Source organism: Legionella nigrisilvae, from assembly GCF_977063395.2.
On the sequence record NZ_CDRUGZ020000021.1, the window covers coordinates 99,900 to 122,700 of the forward strand.

Consider the following 22,801-nt stretch of genomic DNA (forward strand, 5'->3'; position numbering starts at 1 on the left):
ATGCCTAAAAGGAATCAGAAATGTCAATTGCAATTGTATGGTTTCGTCAAGACTTGCGCTGTCATGATAATCCAGCACTGTATAAAGCGTGTAAAAATCATCGCACGATCATACCTCTTTACATTTTAGAAGACCTCGACGAATTAATTGGTGGATCTCAAGGTTGGTGGCTACATCATAGCCTCGCTAGTTTGCAAAATGAATTAAAAAAACAGGGTCTGAAGCTATGCTTTAAAAAAGGAAATGCATTACAGATTTTAAAAAAACTCATCGAACACCATGCAATTACTGAGATTTATTGGAATCGATGTTATGAGCCAGCACGTATTGCACGGGATAAACACATTAAGAATGAGTTGACTACCTTAGGTATAAAAGTCACCTCGTTCAACGGGAGTTTGCTTAATGAGCCGTGGACTATCAAAAATAAAAGCGGCGAGTACTTTAAAGTGTTTACCCCATTTTGGAAACAATGTTTACAGCAAATTGAACTACCCAATTATCTTGTAATTCATAATTGGCCTAATAGCGTTAACACAAGTTCAGAAAATCTAGCCGAATGGAACCTCTTACCTAAAAAACCTGATTGGGCAAAAGAATTTCATGAGTTTTGGGAACCCGGTGAGCTTGGAGCCCAGAAAAAGCTGGATTTTTTTATTCAAAATCACTTACAAAATTATAAAAAATCTCGTGACGAACCGAGTCAAGAAGGTACCTCCCGTCTATCACCCCATTTACATTTTGGTGAAATCAGCCCTTGGCAAATATGGAGAGCAATCGAACAAATCCAGTTTCAAAAAAAATATAATTTAAGTTCGGTGGAATGCTTCCAAGCAGAACTAGGTTGGAGAGAGTTTTCCTATCATTTACTTTACCATGTTCCGAATTTACCTCATGAAAATTTTCGTCAAGAGTTCAATGCTTTTTCATGGCAAAAAAATAAGAAACAACTCAAACTCTGGCAGCAAGGCTTAACCGGATTTCCAATTGTCGATGCGGGGATGCGGGAATTATGGAGGACCGGCTACATGCATAACCGAGTACGAATGATTGTTGCCTCTTTCCTGGTCAAAGATTTATTAATCGATTGGCGAGAAGGAGCTAAATGGTTTTGGTACACACTTCTTGATGCTGATTTAGCAAACAATTCCACCAGTTGGCAATGGATAGCGGGAACAGGGACTGATTCCGCACCTTACTTTCGTATTTTCAACCCCATACTCCAAGGAGAAAAATTCGATCCCCTCGGTAAATACGTTAAAAGATGGATACCGGAATTAACGCAGGTTCCCAATAAATGGATTCACAAACCTTGGGAAGCCCCTCAAAATGAGTTACCCATCACTCTAGGCCAAGATTATCCTCTACCAATAATAGATCATAATCTAGCAAGGAAAAGAGCATTACAAGAATATCAAGCAATTAAGAAAAAATAGATATTTAGCTCTTGCGTCTTATTATCTGTGAAATAGGGATCATGGTTTCAACCCCGAGTTCTGTCTTTCTTTGTTCTCCCTTCCAGGCATGTCCGTACACGACTTCATAGGTCAATGGATACTTTCCATTAGCAGTTTGCTGGGTAGAATAATTTTGTTCGAATTGTTGCCAAGCTGTTTTCCCGGTTAAACCTTGGTTTCGTTGCGGATTAATATTGATTACTCCTTGGGCTTTTAAAGCATGTAATAACTGGGGCAATGTTTCATAATGCACTGCCAATACTTCCATATCGACCACTGGTTCCAAAAAATGCTCTGACATTAAGAAATCACCTACATCATGCATGTCGGCAAACTCGTTCACATGAGCATACTTATTTACTCCGGACCAGGCATGTTTCAATTCTTTAAAGGTATCTGGTCCCAAGGTAGTAAACATCAAACATCCATTGGCATTCATGACTCGATTCAATTCTCGAAAAACTCGCTGCAAAGGACCGCCCCAGTGAATAACTTGGTTGGCAAAGATTAAATCAAATGTGCCTGTAACAAATGGCATATGCAACATATCTGCTGCCACTAAAGGCCATTTGCGTCGCCAACCTTGTTTTTTCTGTGCCTGGATTAACATAAGCTGAGCCAAATCCAAACCAATAACTTGGGACTTTGGATACATTTTACTCAATTCATAAGAAAAAAAGCCCGGCCCACATCCTAGGTCAAGAATACGCTGCGGCTTCATATTCAAATACTGTAATCGATCGAGTAACCGTACTCCAATTTCTTGTTGTACCTTAGCAGTACGTTCATATTCAGCGGCATGTTGATTAAATGCCTTGCTAATTTCGTAGATAACAGCCATTATAAAACCAGGAAAAAATTAATGGATTCCAACGCTCGTGCGCCAGAAAATATGGAGTTTAACACAAAGTTTACGCTTGTACTCAATATGTGCTCTATGCAACCAATTTCATAATTGCAAAATGGCGGTATGCAACGCGTGTATTGAGCTCCTGACTCGTTTAGGCCCTGCGTGTCATTACTGCGCTTATCCGTTACCTGATACGCATCTGTTAGTCTGCGGTCGCTGTATTAAAAAAACTCCTTATTTCGATCGAACAATTATTCATTACATTTTTGAAGAGCCACTGCGTAGTCTTTTGCATCAATTTAAATACCATAATGGTCTTTATCTGGGTTCTTTTTTAAGTCACTTGATTGTGAATTCTCTCGGTCATGAAACGAAGCCCCAATGTTTAATCCCAGTCCCCATGCATCCGCAACGGATCAAGGCACGTGGATTTAATCATGCTGCCGTTTTAGTTCGTTTACTCGCCAAAAAACTCCAGTTACCCTATGATTTAACCAGTTGCCAAAAAATCATTAATACAGAACCTCAGGCAAGTCTTGATGGAGAACACCGACAAAGAAATCTACGCCATGCGTTTAAAACAAAAAAACTTCCATGGCATCATGTAGCAATTATTGATGATCTCTTAACGACCGGAAGCACTGCAAATGAGCTGGCATTGGCTTTAAAAAAGTCGGGAGTAAAACAGGTAGATGTATGGTGCTGTGCACGTACGGTGGGTAAATTATAAAAATCCGGATCCAGGGTTTCGCTGCCCCTTAAGTCCCCCTCTTAGTCTACTCCCCGCGGTTTCCAGGATTGTAGAGCAATGCTTTTGGATTCCGAGGTCAAGCTGCTGGACCTCGGATAAGAGCTGAAGGTTTTATTATATATCCAGTTTCTGGGTTAATTGTGACTCATCAATATTACAAAATTTCAACATCATGGGAATATCAATACCATAGGGTGTAATGCTATGCTCCATTCCTTGAACAATCAATGTTGCATTACCATGTCCAAGAGATTTATAGGATATCTCATGGTGCTCTGCAAAAGATTGAATTGCTTCTTCTGCTGCTCCAATACTGCCTTCAAAGCTACCTCTATCAATATTTAAGTGAGTATTTTCAATCTTAATTTGAATCCCATCACATTCTCCTTTTTTCTTTTTTTCTGTCGAAAAAAAACGCTTATAACTTGATGTTTGCCGTTCGACTGGCTCTTCTTTTTGCAATTTCTGATACATGATTTGTCCCATTTTTATCTAAAGTGCTCAATTGTAATTGGCCTCCAAGGAGAAAGTAAATCACCCATGAGCAATAGCTAGATCGAAAATAATTTAGATTCGCTGCAGATCATTCATTATTAAATGGACCAATAAGACACAAAATATTATAAATGCCAATCGATGCAATAAAAGTTCCATAGGTACAGAGACCGCTTTTCCACGAACTTTTTCAATGAGCGCATACACTATAGAGCCTCCATCCAAACCTGGGATAGGGAATAGGTTAACTACTGCAACCGCCAAACTTAAACTGGCTATGAAGAATAGAAAAACCACCATTCCTTGGGTGAGTGAAGCCACTGACGCTGCAAAAATACCTAAGGGTCCTAATAAGACTGAAAAAGGGATCACTCCGGTCAGTAATTGTTTCAATATCATCAGGAAAAAATAAACCATGTTCCCCATAAATACATTCGTTTTATGTATGGCATCCATAAGGGATGAGGCCCGCAATGTATTTTTTGGTGCAGATAAATTCGGTTTAATTCCTAGTTCCGTCAATAAAGATATTTTTGTCCCATGAAACTGCTGATGGCTTAAGTCAAGTGTGGTATTTGATTCTTGACCATCAGCCCGAATCAGCGTAACTGGAATATTATCCTTTCCCCAAAGAGTTACCAAACTCATTCCCACATCGCTCCAAGTCGGAGTAGCAGAACCGTTAATTGATTTGAATTTGTCCCCAGGAAGCATTCCTTTTTGTGCTGCAATACTGTTGGGAAGTACTTCTTTGATTTCTGGCATCGTATAGGTAAGACCGATGCTATACACCAGAATAAAAGCAAACCAGGCGGTAATCAGATTTGCCACCGCTCCCGCTAATAAAATAAGAATACGCTGCCAAATTGGTTTTCTATCAAAACATACGGAATGATCTTTAGGATCTACAGGACTAATCCGCGTATTTTCTAACTGGACATAACCACCTAATGGAAAAAAGGCCCATACCCATTCACAACCACTTCGACTTTGCCAAACTAATAACGGCTTCCCAAAACCGATAGAAATTTTTTTGATTTTTACTGAAAATATGCGTGCTACTAATGCATGCCCCCCCTCATGTATTCCAACAACCAAAATCAATGTGAGAATAATGGCGATAATTGCCAAAAACATAAGCTACTCCTTTATCGAGGGCGCGTGTTATCTACGATTAATTGTAATACCGGTGTACCCTTCTTACCGTTGAGTTCATAACCTTGTCTATAAACCTCAAAAATACGATACGCCTGATTCGATTCGCTATCAACCAATTCAACATCATCACCCTGTTCATCAATTAACGTGACCGTTAAATGAATCTCCCGAAATCCAGCGATATGATATCGATCTTTAAATAATTCTAATACACGTGCCAAGCTTTTTGCTGCTTCTTCGCCACTATGTTCGCCCTGCAGGATAATATCCATGATGCTCTCCCCGTACTTGGGATTTTGTATAAAACCCTCTATTCTTGTTAGCGGCAGAATAAATATGTACTTTAATTTTACAATTAAGTTTTTTTTTTATTAAGCGGCAAATACAGCCATACGCTGGGTATACCGCACCTCATTGAGGTTATAGAATCCTTTACTTAGAATCAAAATAAGAAATAAGACAGTAGGCCCCTACAAATTTACTGCCTAATCGTTTACAATTCCACGATTAACTCAATAATTCATATTCAAATAATTTATATCCTATGGTGTTTGTTGCTTGCGGGCTAAATCATAAAACTGCTCCAATAAACGTGCGTGAAAAAGTCGCCTTATCTCCGGCTACCCAGGATTCCTTGCTCCATAGCTTGTTAAAACTTCCAGGAGTGAATGAAGCGGCTATTTTATCGACCTGTAATCGCACAGAAATATATTGCAACACCCAAGACCCACAAGTCATTGCCCATTGGCTTACCAAGGAACATCAATTACCACTAGATTCCTTATCCCCATTTTTTTATGTGCATAAAGGCCATCAAGGAATCAAGCATTTATTACGTGTTGCCAGTGGTTTAGACTCTATGATGATTGGAGAGCCCCAGATTCTTGGGCAAATGAAACAAGCTTACCAGCATGCTTGCAACCTCGGTGCGATAAAAACAGAATTACGTCCAATTTTTGAATATGTTTTTAGTGCTTCAAAGCGAATACGAACGGAAAGTGGGGTTGGGACAAATCCCGTTTCAATTGCCTATGCTGCTGTACAATTAATAGGCCAGATTTTTACAGACTACAAATCGCTTAATGTTTTTTTAATTGGTTCAGGTGAAACTGCTTCTTTAGTTGCTAAATACTTGCGTCAGCAAGGTGTTGAACGGTTTATGGTTGCAAGTAGAACCCTAGAAAATGCAGAAAAACTTGCAACCTCGTTTAATGGAAAAACCATACCTATCACTGATATTGCTGAATATTTACCTCAAGCAGATGTGATTGTTTCTGCCACAAATTGTCCAATTCATTTTCTTAATAAAAGTTTGGTCGAAGAGGCATTAAATCAAAGAAATCATGCACCCATGTTTTTTTTGGATTTATCCGTTCCCCGCGATGTAGAAGAAAACATTAAGGAATTGGGACCAATCCAACTTTATAACATTGATGATTTGCAATTCATGATCAATAAAGGGATGGAAGAAAGACGCAATGCCGCATTACATGCGGAACACTTAATCGATGAAGAATTGAATAAATACATCCGCAAACATCGCTCACTTAAAGCCAAAAAAGTCATTTGTGATTATCGCAGTCAAATGCAAGACTTGGCTCAAAAAGAGTTGCAACGTGCTTTGAAAAAACTTTCTGCAGGACAATGTCAGCAGGTCGTTTTAAATGAATTTAGCGAACGCTTGGTTAATAAACTTACCCACAACCCTACTGCAGGTTTAAGGCAAATCGCTAAAGATGGCCGGGAAGATTTATTTACTTTGGCACAATATCTTTTTAATACTACAACACATCAGTCATCCTATGAAGAAATCTCTTGAACTCAAACTGCAACAAATGCTTGAGCGGTATGAAGAAGTGGGTCGCTTGTTATCTGAAGCATCCGTTATTGCAGATCAGAATCAGTTTAAAACTCTTTCGAAAGAATATGCGCAGCTAGAACCCGTAGCAACATGTTATGCCACCTATGTTGAGGCCAAAAATAACTTGTCCTCATTGAACGAATTACTCGAGGGAGAGGATGAAGAGCTGGCTTCTATGGCTTCAGAAGAGTTAGTAGAAGCTCAACAACAAATAGAAGAGCTTGATGAACAATTACAGTGGCATTTGATACCTAAAGATCCAGATGATGAACGTAATATTTATCTCGAAGTCCGAGCAGGAACAGGCGGTGATGAAGCCGCAATTTTTGCAGGGGATCTTTATCGGATGTATAGTCGATATGCAGAAGGAAAAGGTTGGCAACAAGAGTTAATCAGTGCCAGCCATGGCGAGCACGGTGGATATAAAGAAATCATCGTCCGTATTAGTGGTAATGCTGTGTACTCGCAACTTAAATTTGAATCTGGGGCTCATCGTGTACAACGTGTTCCTGAAACCGAATCTCAAGGTCGGGTACATACCTCTGCCTGTACAGTAGCTATTATGCCCGAGGTAGATGAGATTGACGACATTCAAATTAATCCCGATGATTTGCGAATTGATACCTATCGTTCTTCGGGCGCTGGAGGTCAGCACGTCAATAAAACGGATTCTGCCATACGGATTACACATATCCCAACCGGTGTGGTAGTAGAATGCCAGGATGAGCGCTCTCAACATAAAAACCGTGCTAAAGCAATGTCGTTACTTAAAACACGTTTGCTGGACGCAGAACAAAGCAAACAAAAGAAAGAACAAGCACAAACTCGCAAATCCCTAGTGGGAACAGGCGATCGTTCGGAGCGAATTCGTACTTATAACTATCCTCAAGGACGTTTGACGGATCATCGGATTAACTTAACCATCTATCAACTCAATGACGTGATGGAAGGAAATTTAGCATTAGTAATCGAACCATTAAAACGCGAGTACCATGCCGAATTACTCGCAGAGCTGGGACGAAATGATTAATATTCGTTCTGCCCTGGGAAAAACCCCGGATCTGGAAACTGAGATTTTACTGTGTCACACTTTAAAAAAAACCAGGACTTACCTGTTTGCACATCCTGAAGAATTACTTACTTCACAACAATGGGAATTCTTTCAAAATTTAATAGTCCAAAGAGCCCAAGGAGTTCCCATTGCCTATCTCATTGGTGAACGCGAATTCTGGTCCCTGAATTTAAAAGTTAATGAGCATACCTTAATTCCACGACATGAAACCGAACGATTAGTGGAATTAGCCTTGGAGCTTATTCCCAATCGCCCAGATACCTATGTCCTTGATCTAGGAACTGGCAGCGGAGCAATCGCCTTGGCTCTCGCTAAAGAGCGACCCGCTTGGCACATCATCGCGACGGACATCAGTGCAGAAGCTTTAAATATTGCACAAGAAAATGCACAACGCCATGAGATAAAGAATGTAACATTTCATTTATCCAATTGGTTTAGTACTATCCCTCGACGCCAATATCATGCACTGCTTGCGAATCCGCCTTATATTTCAGAACAGGATCCCCATATACACCAAGGTGACTTACGTTTTGAACCAAGAAATGCTTTAGTCAGTAGTCAAGAAGGTTTAGCTGATCTACAATGTATTATTAAACAAGGTTATGAGTACCTGTTACCGGATGGCCTGATTTTGCTAGAACACGGGTATGATCAAAAGTTAAAAGTACAAACTATACTTAATGAATTACAATATAAGAACGTACAATGTTGGCAAGATATACAGGGAAATGACAGAGTAAGTGGGGGTTGGCGATAATTTTATTGATGATACAATCGTTTTTTGGTATACCTAACCGCTTTCTGTAAACCCAAAGTTGTACATGGGAACGGAGGCTAAAAATGACCGAGCAATTAATTGATAAAACCAATGAGAGACGACACAACGTGAAAAACGACGCGATAGGTAGTATGGGAATCACCCCCTATAAGGAAGCCCCTGGTGAAGAATATATGAATGAAAAGCAGTTAGCACATATTGAAAAAATATTGCTAGCTTGGCGTCAATCGTTGATGGAAGAAGTCGACCGCACCGTGACGCACATGAAAGATGAAGCGGCTAATTTTCCAGATCCTTCAGATAGAGCCAGTCAAGAAGAAGAATTCAGTATTGAATTACGTACGCGTGATCGTGAGCGTAAATTGATTAAGAAGATTGAGGATGCCTTAGAGCGTTTGCGAAATGAAGATTTTGGCTATTGCGAAGCATGTGGTATCGAAATCGGCCTCAAACGTTTAGAAGCAAGACCTACAGCCACTTTATGTATTGATTGTAAGACCTTGTCAGAGATTAAAGAAAAACAAAATCAAGGTTCTTAATTTAATAGACCTCCTCTTCTGAAAAGAAGAGGCCTCTTCAAAATTCAATACAGTGCGTTCGAGTTCTATTACTTAATACCTGAATTCCTCATCCCCGACGCAACGACGTTAGTTCGGAGACCTTAGGTCATCCCGAATTTGATACACAAATTCATGACATTCACCTCAAATTCATGTCATTTTTCCTCGCACGCAAGAATCCATCTCAAAAACAAAGTTCAGAATTAATTGGATGGATAGATTCCCTCAAGGTGACTTGAACGAAACATTGAACCTAAATGAGCCCTTCGATTTGCTGTAAATGCCGTACTACTGAACCTTTATTTTTCTCAAAAATGGCAGTCGCATTTTGAATTATCTGTTGACGGAGCTCGGACTGTGTATGCAGTTTAATAATTCCATCAATCACTGCATTTGCTTGATCCACCAACATGATTCCCTCAGCCGCCTGTAATTCATCGCAAATGGCTTTAAAGTTATGAATGTGATTTCCACTTAATACCGGTACTCCCATCGCAATGGGTTCTAAGACATTATGCCCACCTACAGGAACTAAGCTTCCGCCTACAAAAGCATAATTACTGATTTGATATAAACCTAAAAGCTCACCCAAGCTGTCTAATACAACAATTTCGTTTTCGGGACTTAAGGATTTTAGATCCGAGCGTAATCCCGTTTTAAAACCTGATTGCAGACATAAGTGATAAACCGCTTGGAACCGTTCAGGGTGACGAGGCGCGATTAATAAAACGACCCCAGGGATTGCTTGTTGCAATCGTTTTAAATGCGATAAAATCTGCATTTCTTCGTTCTCGTGAGTACTTGCAGCAATCACAGCCACTCGCTCTGCGCCCCAGTGACTTTTTAAATCGCTAAAACGTTCGCTGTCTATCTTATTGGTTTGCAAATCAAATTTCATATTCCCTAAGACATGTACTATCTCTTTTCTTGCACCTAGAGTGATATAACGTCTGGCATCCTCTTCACCTTGCGCCAAAATGGCAGAGAATTGATTCAAAATAGGTTTAATTAAAAATTTAATCTTTTTATATCCATTCAAGGAATCATCAGATATCCGTGCATTAGCTAGTAACAGTGGCACCTGTGCTGCACGAGCTTCATAAATTAAATTTGGCCATAACTCTGTCTCCATAATCACACCAACACGCGGCTGAGTTTGTTTAAAGAAGCGTTTGAGCACCCAAGGAAGATCATAGGGTATGTATTGATGAGTAACCTTATTACCAAAGCGTGCTTGCACCCGCTCTGAGCCCGTTGGAGTCATCGTAGTGACCAATACGGACCAGTTTTTTTCCAACAGGGCATCAATCAAGGGGATGGCGGCAATTACTTCACCCAAAGATACCGCATGAATCCAAGCATCAAAAGGTTTATAATCATGCTTTCCAAGAAAAAAACGTTCGGATATACGCTCCCTATATGAAGGTAAGCTTCTTCCTTTCCACCATAAACGAATGATTAAAAAAGGACTTAGCAAATACATCAAAAAAGAGTAAAAAAATCGCATATAAAACCAAACCCAAAAACCGACAGTATATACTTAAAGTGTGGTATAAAGCGATAAAATCAATTTAACGTACTAAATATAAGGAATCCTTTGTAATGTCTCTTCGAGACTTTTTTATTGTATCAACGTGGTGGGGGAAGATTATTGGCGCATTTTTTGGCTATTTAATCGACGGTCCTACAGGGGCTATCTTTGGTCTTTTGGTGGGTAATTTCTTTGATCGGGGTTTATACAATTATTTTTCCAATCCTAATTGGCTGTATTACACCGAAAAACGTAAAGCAATTCAAAATGTTTTTTTCGAAGCCACCTTTTCCATTATGGGACATTTGGCCAAAGCGGATGGACGTGTTTCGGAACATGAACTAGACATGGCGCGTCTTTTTATGGACGAAATGCGTTTAAGTAGTGAACAAAAAACTCGGGCAAAACAATTATTTAATGAGGGCAAAAAACCCCAATTTAACTTAGATGAAGTGCTTGCACAATTAAAGAAGGCCTGTAAGGATAATCGTGACTTGTTACGATTGTTTATTGATATTCAGTATCGCGCCGCCCAAGCAGATGGACTTGGGACAAAGAAAATCCAAATATTAGATAAAATTTTTTCGAAACTCGATTTTGCACCACTGCACAGACAATATCGTTTTTATGAAGATTTTGGCACCAGTTATTCCTCGGAAGCACCCGATGACGCGAAGCAACAATCCCAACAATCCTCCTCGTCATCTCACTCGTATTCATCCTACAGTAGATACAATTACCAACCCAGTAAAACCAATATGGATTATGCCTTTGCTCTTTTGGAGGTATCGCCAAATGCCACCAAACAAGAAGTAAAAAAGGCTTATAGGCGTTTGTTAAGTCGTAATCATCCGGACAAATTAATTGCCCAAGGTTTACCCCAAGAAATGATTAAGATAGCCAATGAAAAAACCCAGAAAATAGTGAAAGCTTATGAATTAATTTGCACCAGTAAAGGCTGGTAACTTCATCGAAATAAAGTGCACCAAAAGAAATCTTCAGGGTCAGTTAAAAGCCGAATCTTTTAAAAAAGGGGTGATCGGCCCTAAATAAGAGTACATCACGGGAGGGGATTTAGGGTGAAACTTGGGCAACTTTACCATCCATCCATGAATAAATGAAAAGAGAAGTTGTTTACTGTATTCGTAATCATGATGAGCACCGGGTATCTCTAAAGCTAAATAATTGTTTTTATCCGGGCCAAATTCTTTTTTCCTTGCTGCCATCTCTTCTTTTGTCAAATCAAAATCAAACTGAGCAACAATATCAAAGACGGGCATATTTAATTTAGGCTTTTTATTTTTAGATGGAGGAATATCGTATGCGGATAACAAGACCAATCCTTCAATTTCAGGAACGGGGGGTTTTTCAAGATAATCAAATGTTTCTTTTAATTGTTCCCCATAGTGTACGACCACTATACGCATGTTTTTTTGATTCCGCAAAGTCGTGACCACTTCCGGAAATTGTTTGATCCAGGTTACAGCAGTACTGCTTTTATTATTGAGTAATACAACCTGCCATCCATTTTGTGCTAATTCATTTGCCAGATTATCTAACAGAAGGGTAGATTGTGGCTGTGCTCCTCCATTTACTAAGAGCACTGCGCCATATTTTTCTTTCTTGGCGGGCCAATAAGGCAAATCGATACTCTTGCCCTCTACCTTGATGGTTAGTTTGTCTGCAAAAGCAGCTGAACATACCAAAAAAAATATTAAAACTATCCTTGTACTATTTTTCATATCATCCTAATACATGTTCCTAGCTCAATTTATGCTTGATACAACATAGGGAAATATGCTGCATCCAGATAAATTAAAGGCGAGTTAATCTGTTAATTCTATACCCGCTTGATCCAACATTATTCTGGCTTTTTCTCCCAGAATTTGGTGCGCTAAGGCAGTTGGATGTACTAAATCAAAAAACAGATAACCGTTACATGCATCCGGCGCAATTTTATTTTTGACGGCTGCCGCCATTTTTAAAACCGATTTTTTGGTTATCTCATCCACTACAGAATTAACGCAAGTGCCCGTGATATTGGTGAATCCATAATCTTGAGGATGCATCATGACTTCCTCAAATGCCTGATGCAAATCATAGTATAACCACTCTACATCGGGGTATTTTTGTTTAAATTCCTCAATGGACTTATTTAACATATTATTATGCTCTTGAGCATAATAAGTCATTTCGTTAATTGAACCGAATTCAATTGCAGCGGGAGTGCGTCCTAAATCTGGCAAATTAACCACTAAAATATGTTTCGCCCCTTTTTCTACTAATCGATGGATGCTGTTTACAATTCCTGAATGCACATCATGCAATGTTTGTTCGGTATCAGATGGAAAAGCAAGGTAGTTATTTGAGCCTATCCATATTACAAAAAGACTGTCTTCACTCGCTTTATCATTATGCTCCATCAAATAATTATTTACTTCTCTTCTTAAAGTAAATAAGACATCATCAGCCCCTTCTTCCTCAGACACACCAGCACCACCATAAGCATAATCTAATAAATGTCCCGCAGGGTTTTCAGGGAAGTACGAAGCAATTACATATTCGATCCAAACAGGTCCGTTTGAAAAACGACCTTCGAAATAAGGTGGGGATGGGGGTAATTGATACTTCATAAATTTATATAAATTACCGTTATCAGATAAACTATCACCAAATACAACTATATTATGAAGAGGTGTAGCCCAAATAATCCCGGAAAATAAAAAAGCCCCTATAGTTGCTAACAGTTTCATGAATACCCTTAAGTCTAATCCTAAATAAAGCAGTGACATCTTATTATAAAATTGCTACTGCACTGAATTTTGAAGAGTGTATCTGGTTATTTTAAAAACAAAAAGCCACCCGCATTATAGTATGAAAGATCATTCATAAGCAATTTTTTTGCATAAACCTAGTTTTCATTATTTTAATATATTTATCAAAAGGTTAAGTAAATTCAGTCACTCTAAAATCAACTATTTAAATCATAAATATGCTTATTTCATGGACAAGAAGACCATCTCGAAGGGTTTCCCATTGCTCCTTAATCAAAAGATATTTATATTAGTATTTTTGCCAGGGAAGCTCCAAAAATGACTTTTGAACAAAATTTCCTCCTTAAATGTCTGGATTGTATGGAACAAATTCTTTCTGATGAGGATGAATTAGCCAAAGCAATTCATCATTATCTCGAAAATAAATCGCCTACCTCTCGTTACCAACTAAATTCCAAAATAACTGATGCATCACACTGGAGTGAACAGGATAAATTACATTTTAGTGCCATTGTTTTTGAAGCAATTGCTCGCAGTTCTTTATCATTTTACTCTGAAGACGATGAACGAGTTCAAGAATTAAGTGCTGCCAATACAATATTTTTGGAACAATATCTACCACTCTTAACTGAAAATACCAATCCCAATAACCGAATTAATTCAGTGAAAGAAAAGATTATAGATGTTAAAAACGATCTCAAAAATAAGATAGAACGAACTGAAAACCCCTATGTTTTTTTTACACCGGTCACTGCAGGCTTGGTGGTGATTGCTGCCGCCGCTACCACAGCAGCATTTTTGGCTTATAAAGCATAACTGAAAGAATAAAACGAGGAAGTATCCGGGTGCAACAACACCCGGAGGAAGGATATTTTTATAGAGATCCGGTTACGACTTTATTAAGCGCTACCAATCAAGGTTATTTTTAATTGGCGCCCACAAACCCAGGCTTTCGTTAAATCACTCATGACCTCTTTAGGCATCCCTTTAGGTAAGCGTACTGTTGAATGATCTTCATGAATTTTCAGACCTGTGATTTGTTTACTTTGTAAACCCGCTTCGTTGGCAATCGCACCGACGATATTCCCTGGCTTTACTCCATGAACTTTACCTACATCAATCCGGAATAAATCTTGTTCTACAAAGTCGTCATTAAATTTTTTACGCTGTTCACGACCTTCTCGGAACCCCTTCTTGTCACTAGAACCCCCTCTTCGCTCATCTGGCCGAGAACGTTCAAATTTGCCACCACGCTCAACACGTCCCTCTTTAGCAGGACGTGACGCTTTAGGTAACGCTTGTTCCTTTTGCCAAGGAAGATCTTTGTGGAGTAATAAGGCAAGTGTTGCAGCAACATCTACAGCGGAAACGTCATGTTCTTTAATGTACTCTTCAATGATGCGTTTGTATGAAGGCAAGTTTTCATGTTCCAAACGTGCAGTAATATTGGCCATAAAACGTTCCTGCCGCGCCACTTGGATCATATGATCATTGGGTACGGCTACTTTGGTAATACGCTGACGGGTATGTCGCTCAATGCTGGTTATTAAACGCGATTCTTTAGGTGTTACGAATAAAACAGCGACTCCAGAACGTCCAGCTCTCCCTGTTCGACCGATACGATGCACATACGTTTCATTATCATGAGGTAAATCATAGTTAATTACATGAGTTACACGCTCTACATCCAAACCCCGTGCAGCTACATCTGTTGCTACCAGGATATCAATTGCTCCTTGTCTGAATTGCGCAATAATGCGTTCACGTAATGCCTGGGTAATATCGCCATGAATGGCCATCGCGCGCAATCCTTGTTGTTGTAAACACTCGGCAACTTCTTCAGTGCTGCTTTTAGTGCGCACAAATACGATAACCCCTTGATATTCTTCTACAGCTAGCACCCGCAATAATGCATCAGGTTTTTGATGTCCAGAAGCAAATAAAAAGCGTTGCTCAATACTTTTAACCGTTGCCGTTTCTGTTCGTATTTCGATAGAAACCGGATTGTGCAAATAGGTATTGGCAATTTGGCGTATACGATGTGGCATCGTTGCCGAAAAAAGACCAATTTGTTTTTCTTCGGGCAGTTTTGCCATAATGGTTTCAATATCTTCAATAAAGCCCATACGCAACATCTCGTCGGCTTCGTCCAGAATAAACGTACGCAAATTCTCTAATTGCAAAGTACGCCTATCGATATGATCTAAAATACGGCCTGGAGTTCCCACCACAACCTGAGCCCCTGCTTTCAATTGCTTTAATTGACGACTGTAATCTTGCCCGCCACATAAAACAGCAACAGTAATACCACGTTGGTTCGCACTTAATAGCTCAAACTGCTCAGCAACTTGTATTGCTAATTCGCGAGTTGGAGCCAAAATTAAGGCTTGAGTACCTTGCACCTTAGGAGATAAATTCTGCAATATAGGCAAAGCAAAAGCTGCAGTTTTCCCTGTTCCGGTTTGTGCCAGAGCAATCGCATCACGACCTTCCAGCAATAAGGGAATTGTTTGTACTTGAATTGGAGATGGTGTAGTAAACTTCATGTCCTCTAGTGCTTTGTTTAAAGCATCTGAAAAATTAAAGGACGCGAAGCTTGTGATTTCTTGAGACATAAAAATCCTGATCGATTAAAACATAACCTCTAATAGGCTAAGTGATATAAAAATTGAACAGTATAATAACAAAATAAACAAAATAATGCACTATATTTATGAATTGATTAGGGTAAATCCGTATTAATTGTTCTGTTGCTATTATAGTTTACTTGTAAAAGATCAGCACATAATTTGTATAATTATCAAAAAATCCTGAGTTCCGACTACCCCTTCGCGCCAAGCTTTAAATTAAATCAATGCTGCTAATCGACAGGCCTGATCTATGGCATGGCGTGCATCCAACTCCAATGCTTTATAGGCACCTCCCACTAGATGCACGAGTTTTCCTGCCTCTTTCAAAGGGGTATACAATTCAGCGAATTCGATTTGTCCAGCGCATATAACCACTGTATCTACGGGTAAAATCTGCGCTTTGTCATTGATATTTACATGCAAACCTTCATCATCAATCCTTTCATAATGTACACCAGAAATCATTTTGACTTGCTTATGCTTCAGGCTTAAACGATGAATCCAACCTGTTGTTTTGCCAAGACGTTGGCCCATTTTTTCCTTTTTACGTTGTAACAAATAAACGTCACGAGGACTTGGAGTTACTTCCGGAGGTTTGATGCCACCACGATATTTTCCTTGGATATCAATCCCCCACTCATTATAAAATTGATCCTTTGGAACTGGATGCTCATGAGTTAAAAATTCAGCCACATCAAAGCCAATTCCACCCGCGCCAATAATAGCCACTCGTTGACCTACTTCTTTTTTTCCAGTAACCACATCGATGTAACTAACAACTTTAGGATGGTCAATGCCTTTGATCTCAGGAACACGTGGTTTAATTCCGCTTGCTAAAACAACCTCATCAAAATCTTGTAATAACTCGGCTGTTGCTTCGGTATCGAGCAGGATAGTCACCTTATATTTTTGCAATTGATAATTAAAATAATCCAAAGTTTGTTGAAAAATTTCCTTACCTGGAATTTTTTTAGCGAGATTAAATTGTCCACCAATTTGGTTGCTTTTTTCAAATAACGTGATTTTATGCCCGCGTTCTGCAGCCACCGTGGCAAAAGCAAGCCCGGCAGGCCCCGATCCCACGACCGCGATAGATTTTGGTTTTGCAGTGACCTCATAAATCAATTCCGTTTCATTACATGCACGTGGATTCACCAAACAGGAGGCGGTTTTGTTTACAAAAACTCGATCAAGACATGCCTGGTTGCAGGCAATACATACATTTATTGCTTCGCTTTCACCTATTCTGGCTTTTTCAGCAAACAATGGATCCGCCAAAAAAGGCCTAGCCATTGAAACCATATCAGCCACCCCAGACTCGATTAATTGATTAGCCAATTCAGGGGTATTGATGCGATTGGAGGTAATCACCGGAATTTTTATTTCAGGTTTCAAATGCTTGGTTATATGGGTAAATGCTGCTGCAGGTACCATAGTAGCGATCGTTGGAATGCGTGCCTCATGCCAACCTATACCTGTATTAATCAAGGTAGCACCTGCTTCTTCAATCGCTTTGGCAAGAATGACTACCTCTTCCCAATTACTGCCATCAGCAATCAAATCAAGCATTGATAAACGAAAAATAATAATAAACTTTTCGCCTACCGCTTCTCGTACACTCCGAACTACTTCAACAGGAAAGCGAATACGATTTGTATAACTTCCACCCCATTCATCCTGACGCTGATTGGTGTGTGTCACAATAAATTGATTAATTAAGTACCCTTCACTGCCCATAATCTCAATACCGTCATAACCGGCCATTTGAGCAAGACGCGCACAACGAGCAAAATGTTTGATGGTTTTTTTTATGCGATATTGACTCATTACCCAGGGTTTAAAAGGGCTAATAGGTGATTTGATACCGCTGGGAGCAACAATAAATGGATGAAAGCCATAGCGGCCTGCATGCAAGGCTTGCAGGAGGATTTTACCGCCTGCTTCATGTACTGTATGAGTGATTAATTCATGTCGACTCTGCTCTTTGCTGTTCGTTAGTTTGGCAGCAAACGGAGCTAAACGCCCAGCACGATCGGGAGCAAATCCCCCTGTTGTGATAAGTCCAACTCCTCCAAGCGCTCTTTCTCGATAAAATTGTGCTAAACGATTCAGACTCTCTTTATCTTCTTCAAGGCCGGTATGCATAGATCCCATCAACAATCGATTTTTTAGTTGAGTGAAACCTAAATCTAAGGGCTGAAATAAAGCTTTAAAGGGCGTATTATCAATTCTCAATTCCATGAGCATTCTCACAAAATAACATCAAAATCAAGAGTATAAACCCTGTTCGTCTCTTTTCACAGAGAATAAATAAGAAACTTAATAGTCTCTATAGCCTAGGGCATTGAAGTGTAATTTATGCTATGCAAGCTTGCCGAATCAGGTTACCGAACTATGCCTTCACCTAGACTAATTAGGTAATTGTCTTTCTTGAGTAAAAGTAAGGCGCATTTGAAAACGATTGGCAATAAAAGCACCGAGTAAAGTAACACTGCAACCCACAAGAGAAAGTAATGAAGGTTGTTCGTTTAACAAAAGAAATCCCATTAATGTGGATACTATGGGTAGAGCATATAAAGAGATGGATGCATTGGAGGCCGATAAATATTTTAATACATAACCCCATGCTAAATAAGCCAGAGTGGCTGGGAAAATACCCATATACACAACCGCTGCTGTAGTTTGCACCTCAGCTATCCTAATTTGCTGCAGCATATCGGGAAGAAATATAGATAACAATAAGGTTCCTCCCCACATTACCCAGGCAATAATCGCAACCGGATGATAAACACTCACGAATCGCTTCTGAATAATCGTTAAAATTGCGCCCATTAAAGCAGAAACCAAAATCGCCGTGATACCTTGTTGTATTCCAGGTTCTGTGTTCTCACCAATCGTTAATAAAGCCAAACCCAATAGACTAATTATAATCCCGAACCAAACCCCACGCGCCAGTTTCTCGCGTAAAAAAACCAGGGATAAAAGAATGGTCATTGCCGGCATTAAACCCATGACAAAACTGGCTATGCCCGCAGAGACACTCAACTCTCCATAATTCAAACAAATATTATAAATTCCAATGCCCGCCATGCCGGCAACCAGTAATTGAAGACGATCTTTCCATAGTACTCGTTTTTTGATTCCTAGACCGTAGTAGATAACCATCATACAGAGTGAAGCGACCATAAAGCGTAAAAGAGCAAGTGCGCCTGGGGAATAACCAGTCAATCCAATGCGTATTCCAACGTATGCTGAAGCCCATAAAACAATGGCAATAATCATGATACAGTTTATTTTTAAAGACTGCATACCTCACCACCCCAGAAAAAATAAAGGACTTATTGTATCAGAATTAATCTAAACAATCACCTCAAAGGACCCCGTTTACCTATACCTTTCGAAGTATGGAAAGATGGACAATTTAAGTACAGAATATGCTGCAATGCAATAAAAATACTCGATTTTAAGCGTGTTTTTTAGAAAATCCACCTTTATTACTGGCAATATGTAAAAAAGCTTGGCATTTTCTTTTTTTATAAACTACCTTTATAGAAGGGCCTGCTCCTGCTGAGGATGAATATGGATGACCCTTTTTCTGCTTTAATAGAAGCTGTTAAATCTGTTTTTCATTTAATACCGATGAGAAACGGAAAATATACTTATCCTGAAATCCAGCAACTAAAGGACGTAATTGAACGTTATCAGCCTGATGAAAAAGCAACATTTGTTGAGCTGGTAAAAGCTTTAGGTGCAACGTTACACCATTTAGAAAAATGGCGTATTAATTTTGCACCTATAAAAGATGCAATTGATTCTTTGGCTGCACAACATCAAATGCCAGCTATAAACTGGGATAAGTATCTTGCTCATCCTAAAAGATCCCAAAGGTTCCAATTTAACGACACACAACAAGATGTTGAGTTTGTCCCATGGTTAAACGCCATGTACGAAAAAATTCATGCTCAGCAAGAATCAAGCTTACATACCAAATTAATCGCTCACCGAGATCAGCTTGGGTTTAGTCAAAGACTCATTTCTCACTTACAAAAAGAGCCAGAATTTTTATTGCATTTGATTATGGAGTCTAAAGAGAAGTTCATTCAAATAGCGAGTACACGCTTAATTTTTTACTTAACTGACGAACAAATTGCCAAAGCAATAATTAAATATTTGCCTGATATGCTACAGGACCATCCCAATCCTTTAGTACAGGTAGAACAGCTGGTGGATAAATTGAATGGAATATTATCCAATGGACGTTCTATTTCTACGCTTTTACGTAATTCTAAAGCCAAAGAAGTTTTGGATGGCTCAGAATTGTTCCAAATATATCAAAGTGAAGAATATAAAAACCGTCAAGAGCACCCTTCAGTAGTAGAACACGAGGAATTTAAGCCTCGATTTGTTTGAAATAACGGCATTTAGGTTGAGAGATACATCTATAACTACGATTTTATTCATTGTTGAGAAAGAATTTTTCCCTAGATTTGATTTTTATGTCAACAACTTTTCTTAGGGAGTTTTGTTGAAAAAAATCTTATGTCATTTCCCGCCTTCGCGGGAATGACATATAGACAAGAATTTTGCAGCATTCAAGCAGCATTAAAAAACTATTCTTAACCCAGCAAACCCAAATCTTTTACTGTATCATGCTCTTGCTTTAACTCATCTAAGGTTTTGTGGAACATATCACGACCATAGTCATTGAAGCTTAAGCCTTCTACAACCTTCAATTCTCCGTTTTCACGTCGGCATGGGAATGAGAAGATTAAACCTTCATCGACCCCATATTCGCCTTGAGAGCTACGGCACATAGAGAATGATTCACCAGCAGGAGTATCAGTCACTAAACGATTAACACCAGTAATCACGGCATTGGCAGCTGAGGCAGCAGAAGAAGAACCGCGCGCTTTAATTACTGCAGCACCCCGTTGTTGTACAGTAGAAACAAATGTGTCTTTTAACCAAGACTCATCAATCACTTTAGCTGCAGAAACCCCATTAATTTTCGCATTATAAAAATCAGGATATTGGGTAGACGAATGGTTACCCCAAATGGTCATTTCAGTGATTGCGGTAATATCAACCCCAGCTTTCTTAGCCAATTGACTGCGTGCTCTTAATTCATCCAAACTGGTCATAGCATAAAAACGATCATTTGGGATGTCTTTCGCATTATTCATTGCGATCAAGCAGTTTGTATTGCATGGATTACCCACCACAAAGACACGTACATCATCACTTGCGTAATCATTAATTGCTTGCCCTTGCTTGGTGAATATGCCTCCGTTAATTTGCAATAAGTCAGAACGTTCCATACCTTGCTTGCGAGGTACAGAGCCAACCAACAAAGCCCAATTCACTCCATCCATTGCCTTATTCAATTCGGAAGTACAAACCACACGCTTCAATAAAGGAAAGGCACAATCATCCAGTTCCATTGCAACCCCTTCTAGAGAAGGCAGTGCTGCTTCTAGCTCAAGTAAATTTAATTCTACTTCAGTGTTTGCACCAAACATTTGTCCAGAAGCGATTCGAAACAATAATGCATAACCAATTTGTCCAGCTGCTCCAGTAACAGCCACTCTAACTCGTTTATTTGCCATGTGATTTCCTCTTATTTAGCGGTAATCAACACAAATTCTCTCTCGCTAAGCAGGAAAGAAAGCAACTTGCATGATTACATTTTTTGTTAGAAAACTCGCAACATGATACTATTGCATTCCCAAACAAGCCAGTCTTAAAAAGAGTAATGATCCCTTTATCGTTGTATATTCATATTCCATGGTGCATTCGCAAGTGCCCTTATTGCGATTTTAATTCCCATAAAAGTCCTGAGAGTTTACCGGAACAAAATTATGTCCAGGCACTTATTGCTGACTTAAAAACTGATCTGGAACACTTTGAAGCAGGTGATATTTGCTCTATTTTTATTGGCGGTGGCACTCCTAGCCTTTTTTCCGCACAAGCATACGATACCTTATTTACCGAATTAAGACGGCTTTTATCCTTTGCTGAAGATATTGAAATTACTCTGGAAGCCAATCCTGGCACTGTAGAGCAACAACGCTTTACTGAGTACCGACACATTGGGATTAATCGACTATCCTTAGGGATTCAAAGCTTCAATCCGGAACATCTAAATACTTTGGGCCGTATTCATGATGCCCAACAGGCGCATCGGGCCATCGAATCCGCAAGAAATGCCGGATTTAACAATCTAAATCTGGATATTATGCATGGTTTACCCAAGCAAAGCGTAGCCCAAGGAATCGAAGATTTAAAGACGGCGATTGCCCATCAACCCGAACATTTGTCTTGGTACCAGTTAACCATAGAACCAAATACGGTATTTTACAAAGAAAAACCTCCCTTACCTTCCGAAGATGATGCTTGGCACTTAGAAGAAGAAGGACTCGCCTTACTTAAGGAATCTGGTTTTGAACGCTATGAAATTTCTGCATTTGCGCAATCTACTCGACAAGCTCGGCATAACTTGAATTACTGGTTATTTGGGGATTACTTAGGTATAGGGGCCGGAGCTCATGGCAAAATAACAACCTCAGAAGGTATCCTAAGAACGCGTAAGCATCGTCAACCTAAAGAATATCTCGACTCAAATAAACCTTTTTTGGCCAGTAGGGATCTAGTGACACCCCAAGATCTGCTATTTGAGTTTATGCTCAACACCACCCGCCTAGAACAACCGATTCCATTAGAACTGTTCGCCCAGACTACAGGAAGACCACTGAGCGCTTTACTCTCTAAGCTCAAAATAGCCGAACAAAAAAAGCTCATCACGCTAACCGATGCTCATTGGCAAGTCACGGCTTTTGGCAGACGTTATACCAATGACTTACAAGCACTATTTTTATAATAAAAAT

General features: G+C 39.5%; 21 protein-coding genes. 10 read left to right on the forward strand and 11 right to left on the reverse strand.

The genetic code is table 11. The features are described 5' to 3' along the window. Nucleotides 1–20 precede the first annotated feature (20 nt). Complete coding sequence (locus ACWTE2_RS11670) at nt 21–1,436, forward strand: cryptochrome/photolyase family protein (protein WP_454785458.1); 1,416 nt, start codon at nt 21–23, stop codon at nt 1,434–1,436. Nucleotides 1,437–1,440: 4 nt separating this feature from the next. On the opposite strand, the gene bioC is transcribed toward ACWTE2_RS11670, so the two are convergent. After that, entirely contained in the window at nt 1,441–2,298 is an 858-nt protein-coding gene (gene bioC, locus ACWTE2_RS11675) for a malonyl-ACP O-methyltransferase BioC (RefSeq protein ID WP_182392649.1), read from the reverse strand. A gap of 37 nt (nt 2,299–2,335) precedes the next feature. Between bioC and ACWTE2_RS11680 the strand changes: the two genes are divergently transcribed. After that, on the forward strand, nt 2,336–3,037 hold the full coding sequence (locus tag ACWTE2_RS11680; protein ID WP_454785459.1) for a ComF family protein: 702 nt from the start codon (nt 2,336–2,338) through the stop codon (nt 3,035–3,037). A gap of 135 nt (nt 3,038–3,172) precedes the next feature. Here the strand turns inward: ACWTE2_RS11680 and ACWTE2_RS11685 are convergent, their stop codons facing one another. From ACWTE2_RS11685 to ACWTE2_RS11695, 3 genes are all read right to left on the reverse strand, one after another. Continuing rightward, on the reverse strand, nt 3,173–3,532 hold the full coding sequence (locus tag ACWTE2_RS11685; protein ID WP_454785460.1) for a hypothetical protein: 360 nt from the start codon (nt 3,530–3,532) through the stop codon (nt 3,173–3,175). A gap of 93 nt (nt 3,533–3,625) precedes the next feature. After that, entirely contained in the window at nt 3,626–4,690 is a 1,065-nt protein-coding gene (locus tag ACWTE2_RS11690) for a M50 family metallopeptidase (protein WP_454785461.1), read from the reverse strand. A gap of 11 nt (nt 4,691–4,701) precedes the next feature. After that, entirely contained in the window at nt 4,702–4,983 is a 282-nt protein-coding gene (locus ACWTE2_RS11695) for a hypothetical protein (protein WP_182392646.1), read from the reverse strand. 272 nt (nt 4,984–5,255) lie between these two features. Here ACWTE2_RS11695 and hemA point away from each other — a divergent pair, with 272 nt between their 5' ends. From hemA to dksA, 4 genes are all read left to right on the forward strand, one after another. Beyond that, nucleotides 5,256–6,530: a glutamyl-tRNA reductase gene (hemA, locus tag ACWTE2_RS11700; RefSeq protein ID WP_182392645.1), complete on the forward strand. Its 1,275-nt coding sequence runs from the start codon at nt 5,256–5,258 to the stop codon at nt 6,528–6,530. Next, entirely contained in the window at nt 6,514–7,602 is a 1,089-nt protein-coding gene (prfA, locus tag ACWTE2_RS11705; RefSeq protein WP_182392644.1) for a peptide chain release factor 1, read from the forward strand. Before hemA ends, prfA begins: the two co-directional genes overlap by 17 nt. Further along, nucleotides 7,595–8,401, forward strand: a complete 807-nt coding sequence (gene prmC / locus ACWTE2_RS11710; RefSeq protein ID WP_454785462.1) for a peptide chain release factor N(5)-glutamine methyltransferase — start codon at nt 7,595–7,597, stop codon at nt 8,399–8,401. Before prfA ends, prmC begins: the two co-directional genes overlap by 8 nt. 83 nt (nt 8,402–8,484) lie before the next feature. Next, a complete protein-coding gene (gene dksA, locus ACWTE2_RS11715; RefSeq protein ID WP_031562609.1) occupies nt 8,485–8,961 on the forward strand; it encodes an RNA polymerase-binding protein DksA in 477 nt (158 codons plus the stop codon). Nucleotides 8,962–9,235: 274 nt separating this feature from the next. Here the strand turns inward: dksA and waaA are convergent, their stop codons facing one another. Beyond that, nucleotides 9,236–10,489: a lipid IV(A) 3-deoxy-D-manno-octulosonic acid transferase gene (gene waaA, locus ACWTE2_RS11720; protein WP_454785463.1), complete on the reverse strand. Its 1,254-nt coding sequence runs from the start codon at nt 10,487–10,489 to the stop codon at nt 9,236–9,238. A 95-nt stretch (nt 10,490–10,584) separates the two neighbouring features. Here waaA and djlA point away from each other — a divergent pair, with 95 nt between their 5' ends. Beyond that, nucleotides 10,585–11,478, forward strand: coding sequence for a co-chaperone DjlA (gene djlA / locus ACWTE2_RS11725; protein WP_454785464.1), 894 nt, complete (start codon nt 10,585–10,587; stop codon nt 11,476–11,478). Between the two features lie 39 nt (nt 11,479–11,517). On the opposite strand, the gene ACWTE2_RS11730 is transcribed toward djlA, so the two are convergent. Together ACWTE2_RS11730 and plaA are read right to left on the reverse strand one after the other, a co-directional pair. Continuing rightward, nucleotides 11,518–12,255 carry an alpha/beta hydrolase gene (locus ACWTE2_RS11730; RefSeq protein WP_454785465.1) on the reverse strand — a complete coding sequence of 246 codons (738 nt, stop codon included), beginning with the start codon at nt 12,253–12,255 and terminating at the stop codon, nt 11,518–11,520. A gap of 84 nt (nt 12,256–12,339) precedes the next feature. Continuing rightward, nucleotides 12,340–13,266: a GDSL family lysophospholipase PlaA gene (plaA, locus tag ACWTE2_RS11735; protein WP_454785466.1), complete on the reverse strand. Its 927-nt coding sequence runs from the start codon at nt 13,264–13,266 to the stop codon at nt 12,340–12,342. Nucleotides 13,267–13,605: 339 nt separating this feature from the next. On the opposite strand from plaA, the gene ACWTE2_RS11740 reads away from it, so the two are divergent. Further along, a complete protein-coding gene (locus ACWTE2_RS11740; protein WP_182392638.1) occupies nt 13,606–14,103 on the forward strand; it encodes a hypothetical protein in 498 nt (165 codons plus the stop codon). A gap of 83 nt (nt 14,104–14,186) precedes the next feature. On the opposite strand, the gene ACWTE2_RS11745 is transcribed toward ACWTE2_RS11740, so the two are convergent. The 3 genes from ACWTE2_RS11745 to ACWTE2_RS11755 all read right to left on the reverse strand — a co-directional run bounded on the left by ACWTE2_RS11745 (nt 14,187) and on the right by ACWTE2_RS11755 (nt 19,226). Further along, entirely contained in the window at nt 14,187–15,902 is a 1,716-nt protein-coding gene (locus ACWTE2_RS11745; protein WP_454785467.1) for a DEAD/DEAH box helicase, read from the reverse strand. Between the two features lie 231 nt (nt 15,903–16,133). After that, nucleotides 16,134–18,158 carry an oxidoreductase gene (locus ACWTE2_RS11750; RefSeq protein WP_454785468.1) on the reverse strand — a complete coding sequence of 675 codons (2,025 nt, stop codon included), beginning with the start codon at nt 18,156–18,158 and terminating at the stop codon, nt 16,134–16,136. A 168-nt stretch (nt 18,159–18,326) separates the two neighbouring features. Continuing rightward, entirely contained in the window at nt 18,327–19,226 is a 900-nt protein-coding gene (locus tag ACWTE2_RS11755; RefSeq protein WP_454785469.1) for a DMT family transporter, read from the reverse strand. 270 nt (nt 19,227–19,496) lie between these two features. Between ACWTE2_RS11755 and ACWTE2_RS11760 the strand changes: the two genes are divergently transcribed. Further along, nucleotides 19,497–20,327, forward strand: coding sequence for a hypothetical protein (locus tag ACWTE2_RS11760; protein ID WP_454785470.1), 831 nt, complete (start codon nt 19,497–19,499; stop codon nt 20,325–20,327). Between the two features lie 206 nt (nt 20,328–20,533). Here the strand turns inward: ACWTE2_RS11760 and ACWTE2_RS11765 are convergent, their stop codons facing one another. Further along, complete coding sequence (locus ACWTE2_RS11765; protein WP_182392633.1) at nt 20,534–21,523, reverse strand: malate dehydrogenase; 990 nt, start codon at nt 21,521–21,523, stop codon at nt 20,534–20,536. Between the two features lie 146 nt (nt 21,524–21,669). Between ACWTE2_RS11765 and hemW the strand changes: the two genes are divergently transcribed. After that, nucleotides 21,670–22,794, forward strand: coding sequence for a radical SAM family heme chaperone HemW (gene hemW / locus ACWTE2_RS11770; protein WP_454785471.1), 1,125 nt, complete (start codon nt 21,670–21,672; stop codon nt 22,792–22,794). The last annotated feature ends 7 nt before the right edge of the window (nt 22,795–22,801 follow it).

Bases quoted from the DNA above. Each gene is read 5' to 3' on its own strand.
- ACWTE2_RS11670 (WP_454785458.1), top strand. From the start codon at position 21: ATGTCAATTGCAATTGTATGGTTTCGTCAAGACTTGCGCTGTCATGAT.
- bioC (WP_182392649.1), bottom strand. From the start codon at position 2,298: ATGGCTGTTATCTACGAAATTAGCAAGGCATTTAATCAACATGCCGCT.
- ACWTE2_RS11685 (WP_454785460.1), bottom strand. From the start codon at position 3,532: ATGTATCAGAAATTGCAAAAAGAAGAGCCAGTCGAACGGCAAACATCA.
- ACWTE2_RS11690 (WP_454785461.1), bottom strand. From the start codon at position 4,690: ATGTTTTTGGCAATTATCGCCATTATTCTCACATTGATTTTGGTTGTT.
- ACWTE2_RS11695 (WP_182392646.1), bottom strand. From the start codon at position 4,983: ATGGATATTATCCTGCAGGGCGAACATAGTGGCGAAGAAGCAGCAAAA.
- hemA (WP_182392645.1), top strand. From the start codon at position 5,256: ATGGTGTTTGTTGCTTGCGGGCTAAATCATAAAACTGCTCCAATAAAC.
- prfA (WP_182392644.1), top strand. From the start codon at position 6,514: ATGAAGAAATCTCTTGAACTCAAACTGCAACAAATGCTTGAGCGGTAT.
- prmC (WP_454785462.1), top strand. From the start codon at position 7,595: ATGATTAATATTCGTTCTGCCCTGGGAAAAACCCCGGATCTGGAAACT.
- dksA (WP_031562609.1), top strand. From the start codon at position 8,485: ATGACCGAGCAATTAATTGATAAAACCAATGAGAGACGACACAACGTG.
- waaA (WP_454785463.1), bottom strand. From the start codon at position 10,489: ATGCGATTTTTTTACTCTTTTTTGATGTATTTGCTAAGTCCTTTTTTA.
- djlA (WP_454785464.1), top strand. From the start codon at position 10,585: ATGTCTCTTCGAGACTTTTTTATTGTATCAACGTGGTGGGGGAAGATT.
- ACWTE2_RS11730 (WP_454785465.1), bottom strand. From the start codon at position 12,255: ATGAAAAATAGTACAAGGATAGTTTTAATATTTTTTTTGGTATGTTCA.
- plaA (WP_454785466.1), bottom strand. From the start codon at position 13,266: ATGAAACTGTTAGCAACTATAGGGGCTTTTTTATTTTCCGGGATTATT.
- ACWTE2_RS11740 (WP_182392638.1), top strand. From the start codon at position 13,606: ATGACTTTTGAACAAAATTTCCTCCTTAAATGTCTGGATTGTATGGAA.
- ACWTE2_RS11745 (WP_454785467.1), bottom strand. From the start codon at position 15,902: ATGTCTCAAGAAATCACAAGCTTCGCGTCCTTTAATTTTTCAGATGCT.
- ACWTE2_RS11750 (WP_454785468.1), bottom strand. From the start codon at position 18,158: ATGGAATTGAGAATTGATAATACGCCCTTTAAAGCTTTATTTCAGCCC.
- ACWTE2_RS11755 (WP_454785469.1), bottom strand. From the start codon at position 19,226: ATGCAGTCTTTAAAAATAAACTGTATCATGATTATTGCCATTGTTTTA.
- ACWTE2_RS11760 (WP_454785470.1), top strand. From the start codon at position 19,497: ATGGATGACCCTTTTTCTGCTTTAATAGAAGCTGTTAAATCTGTTTTT.
- ACWTE2_RS11765 (WP_182392633.1), bottom strand. From the start codon at position 21,523: ATGGCAAATAAACGAGTTAGAGTGGCTGTTACTGGAGCAGCTGGACAA.
- hemW (WP_454785471.1), top strand. From the start codon at position 21,670: ATGATCCCTTTATCGTTGTATATTCATATTCCATGGTGCATTCGCAAG.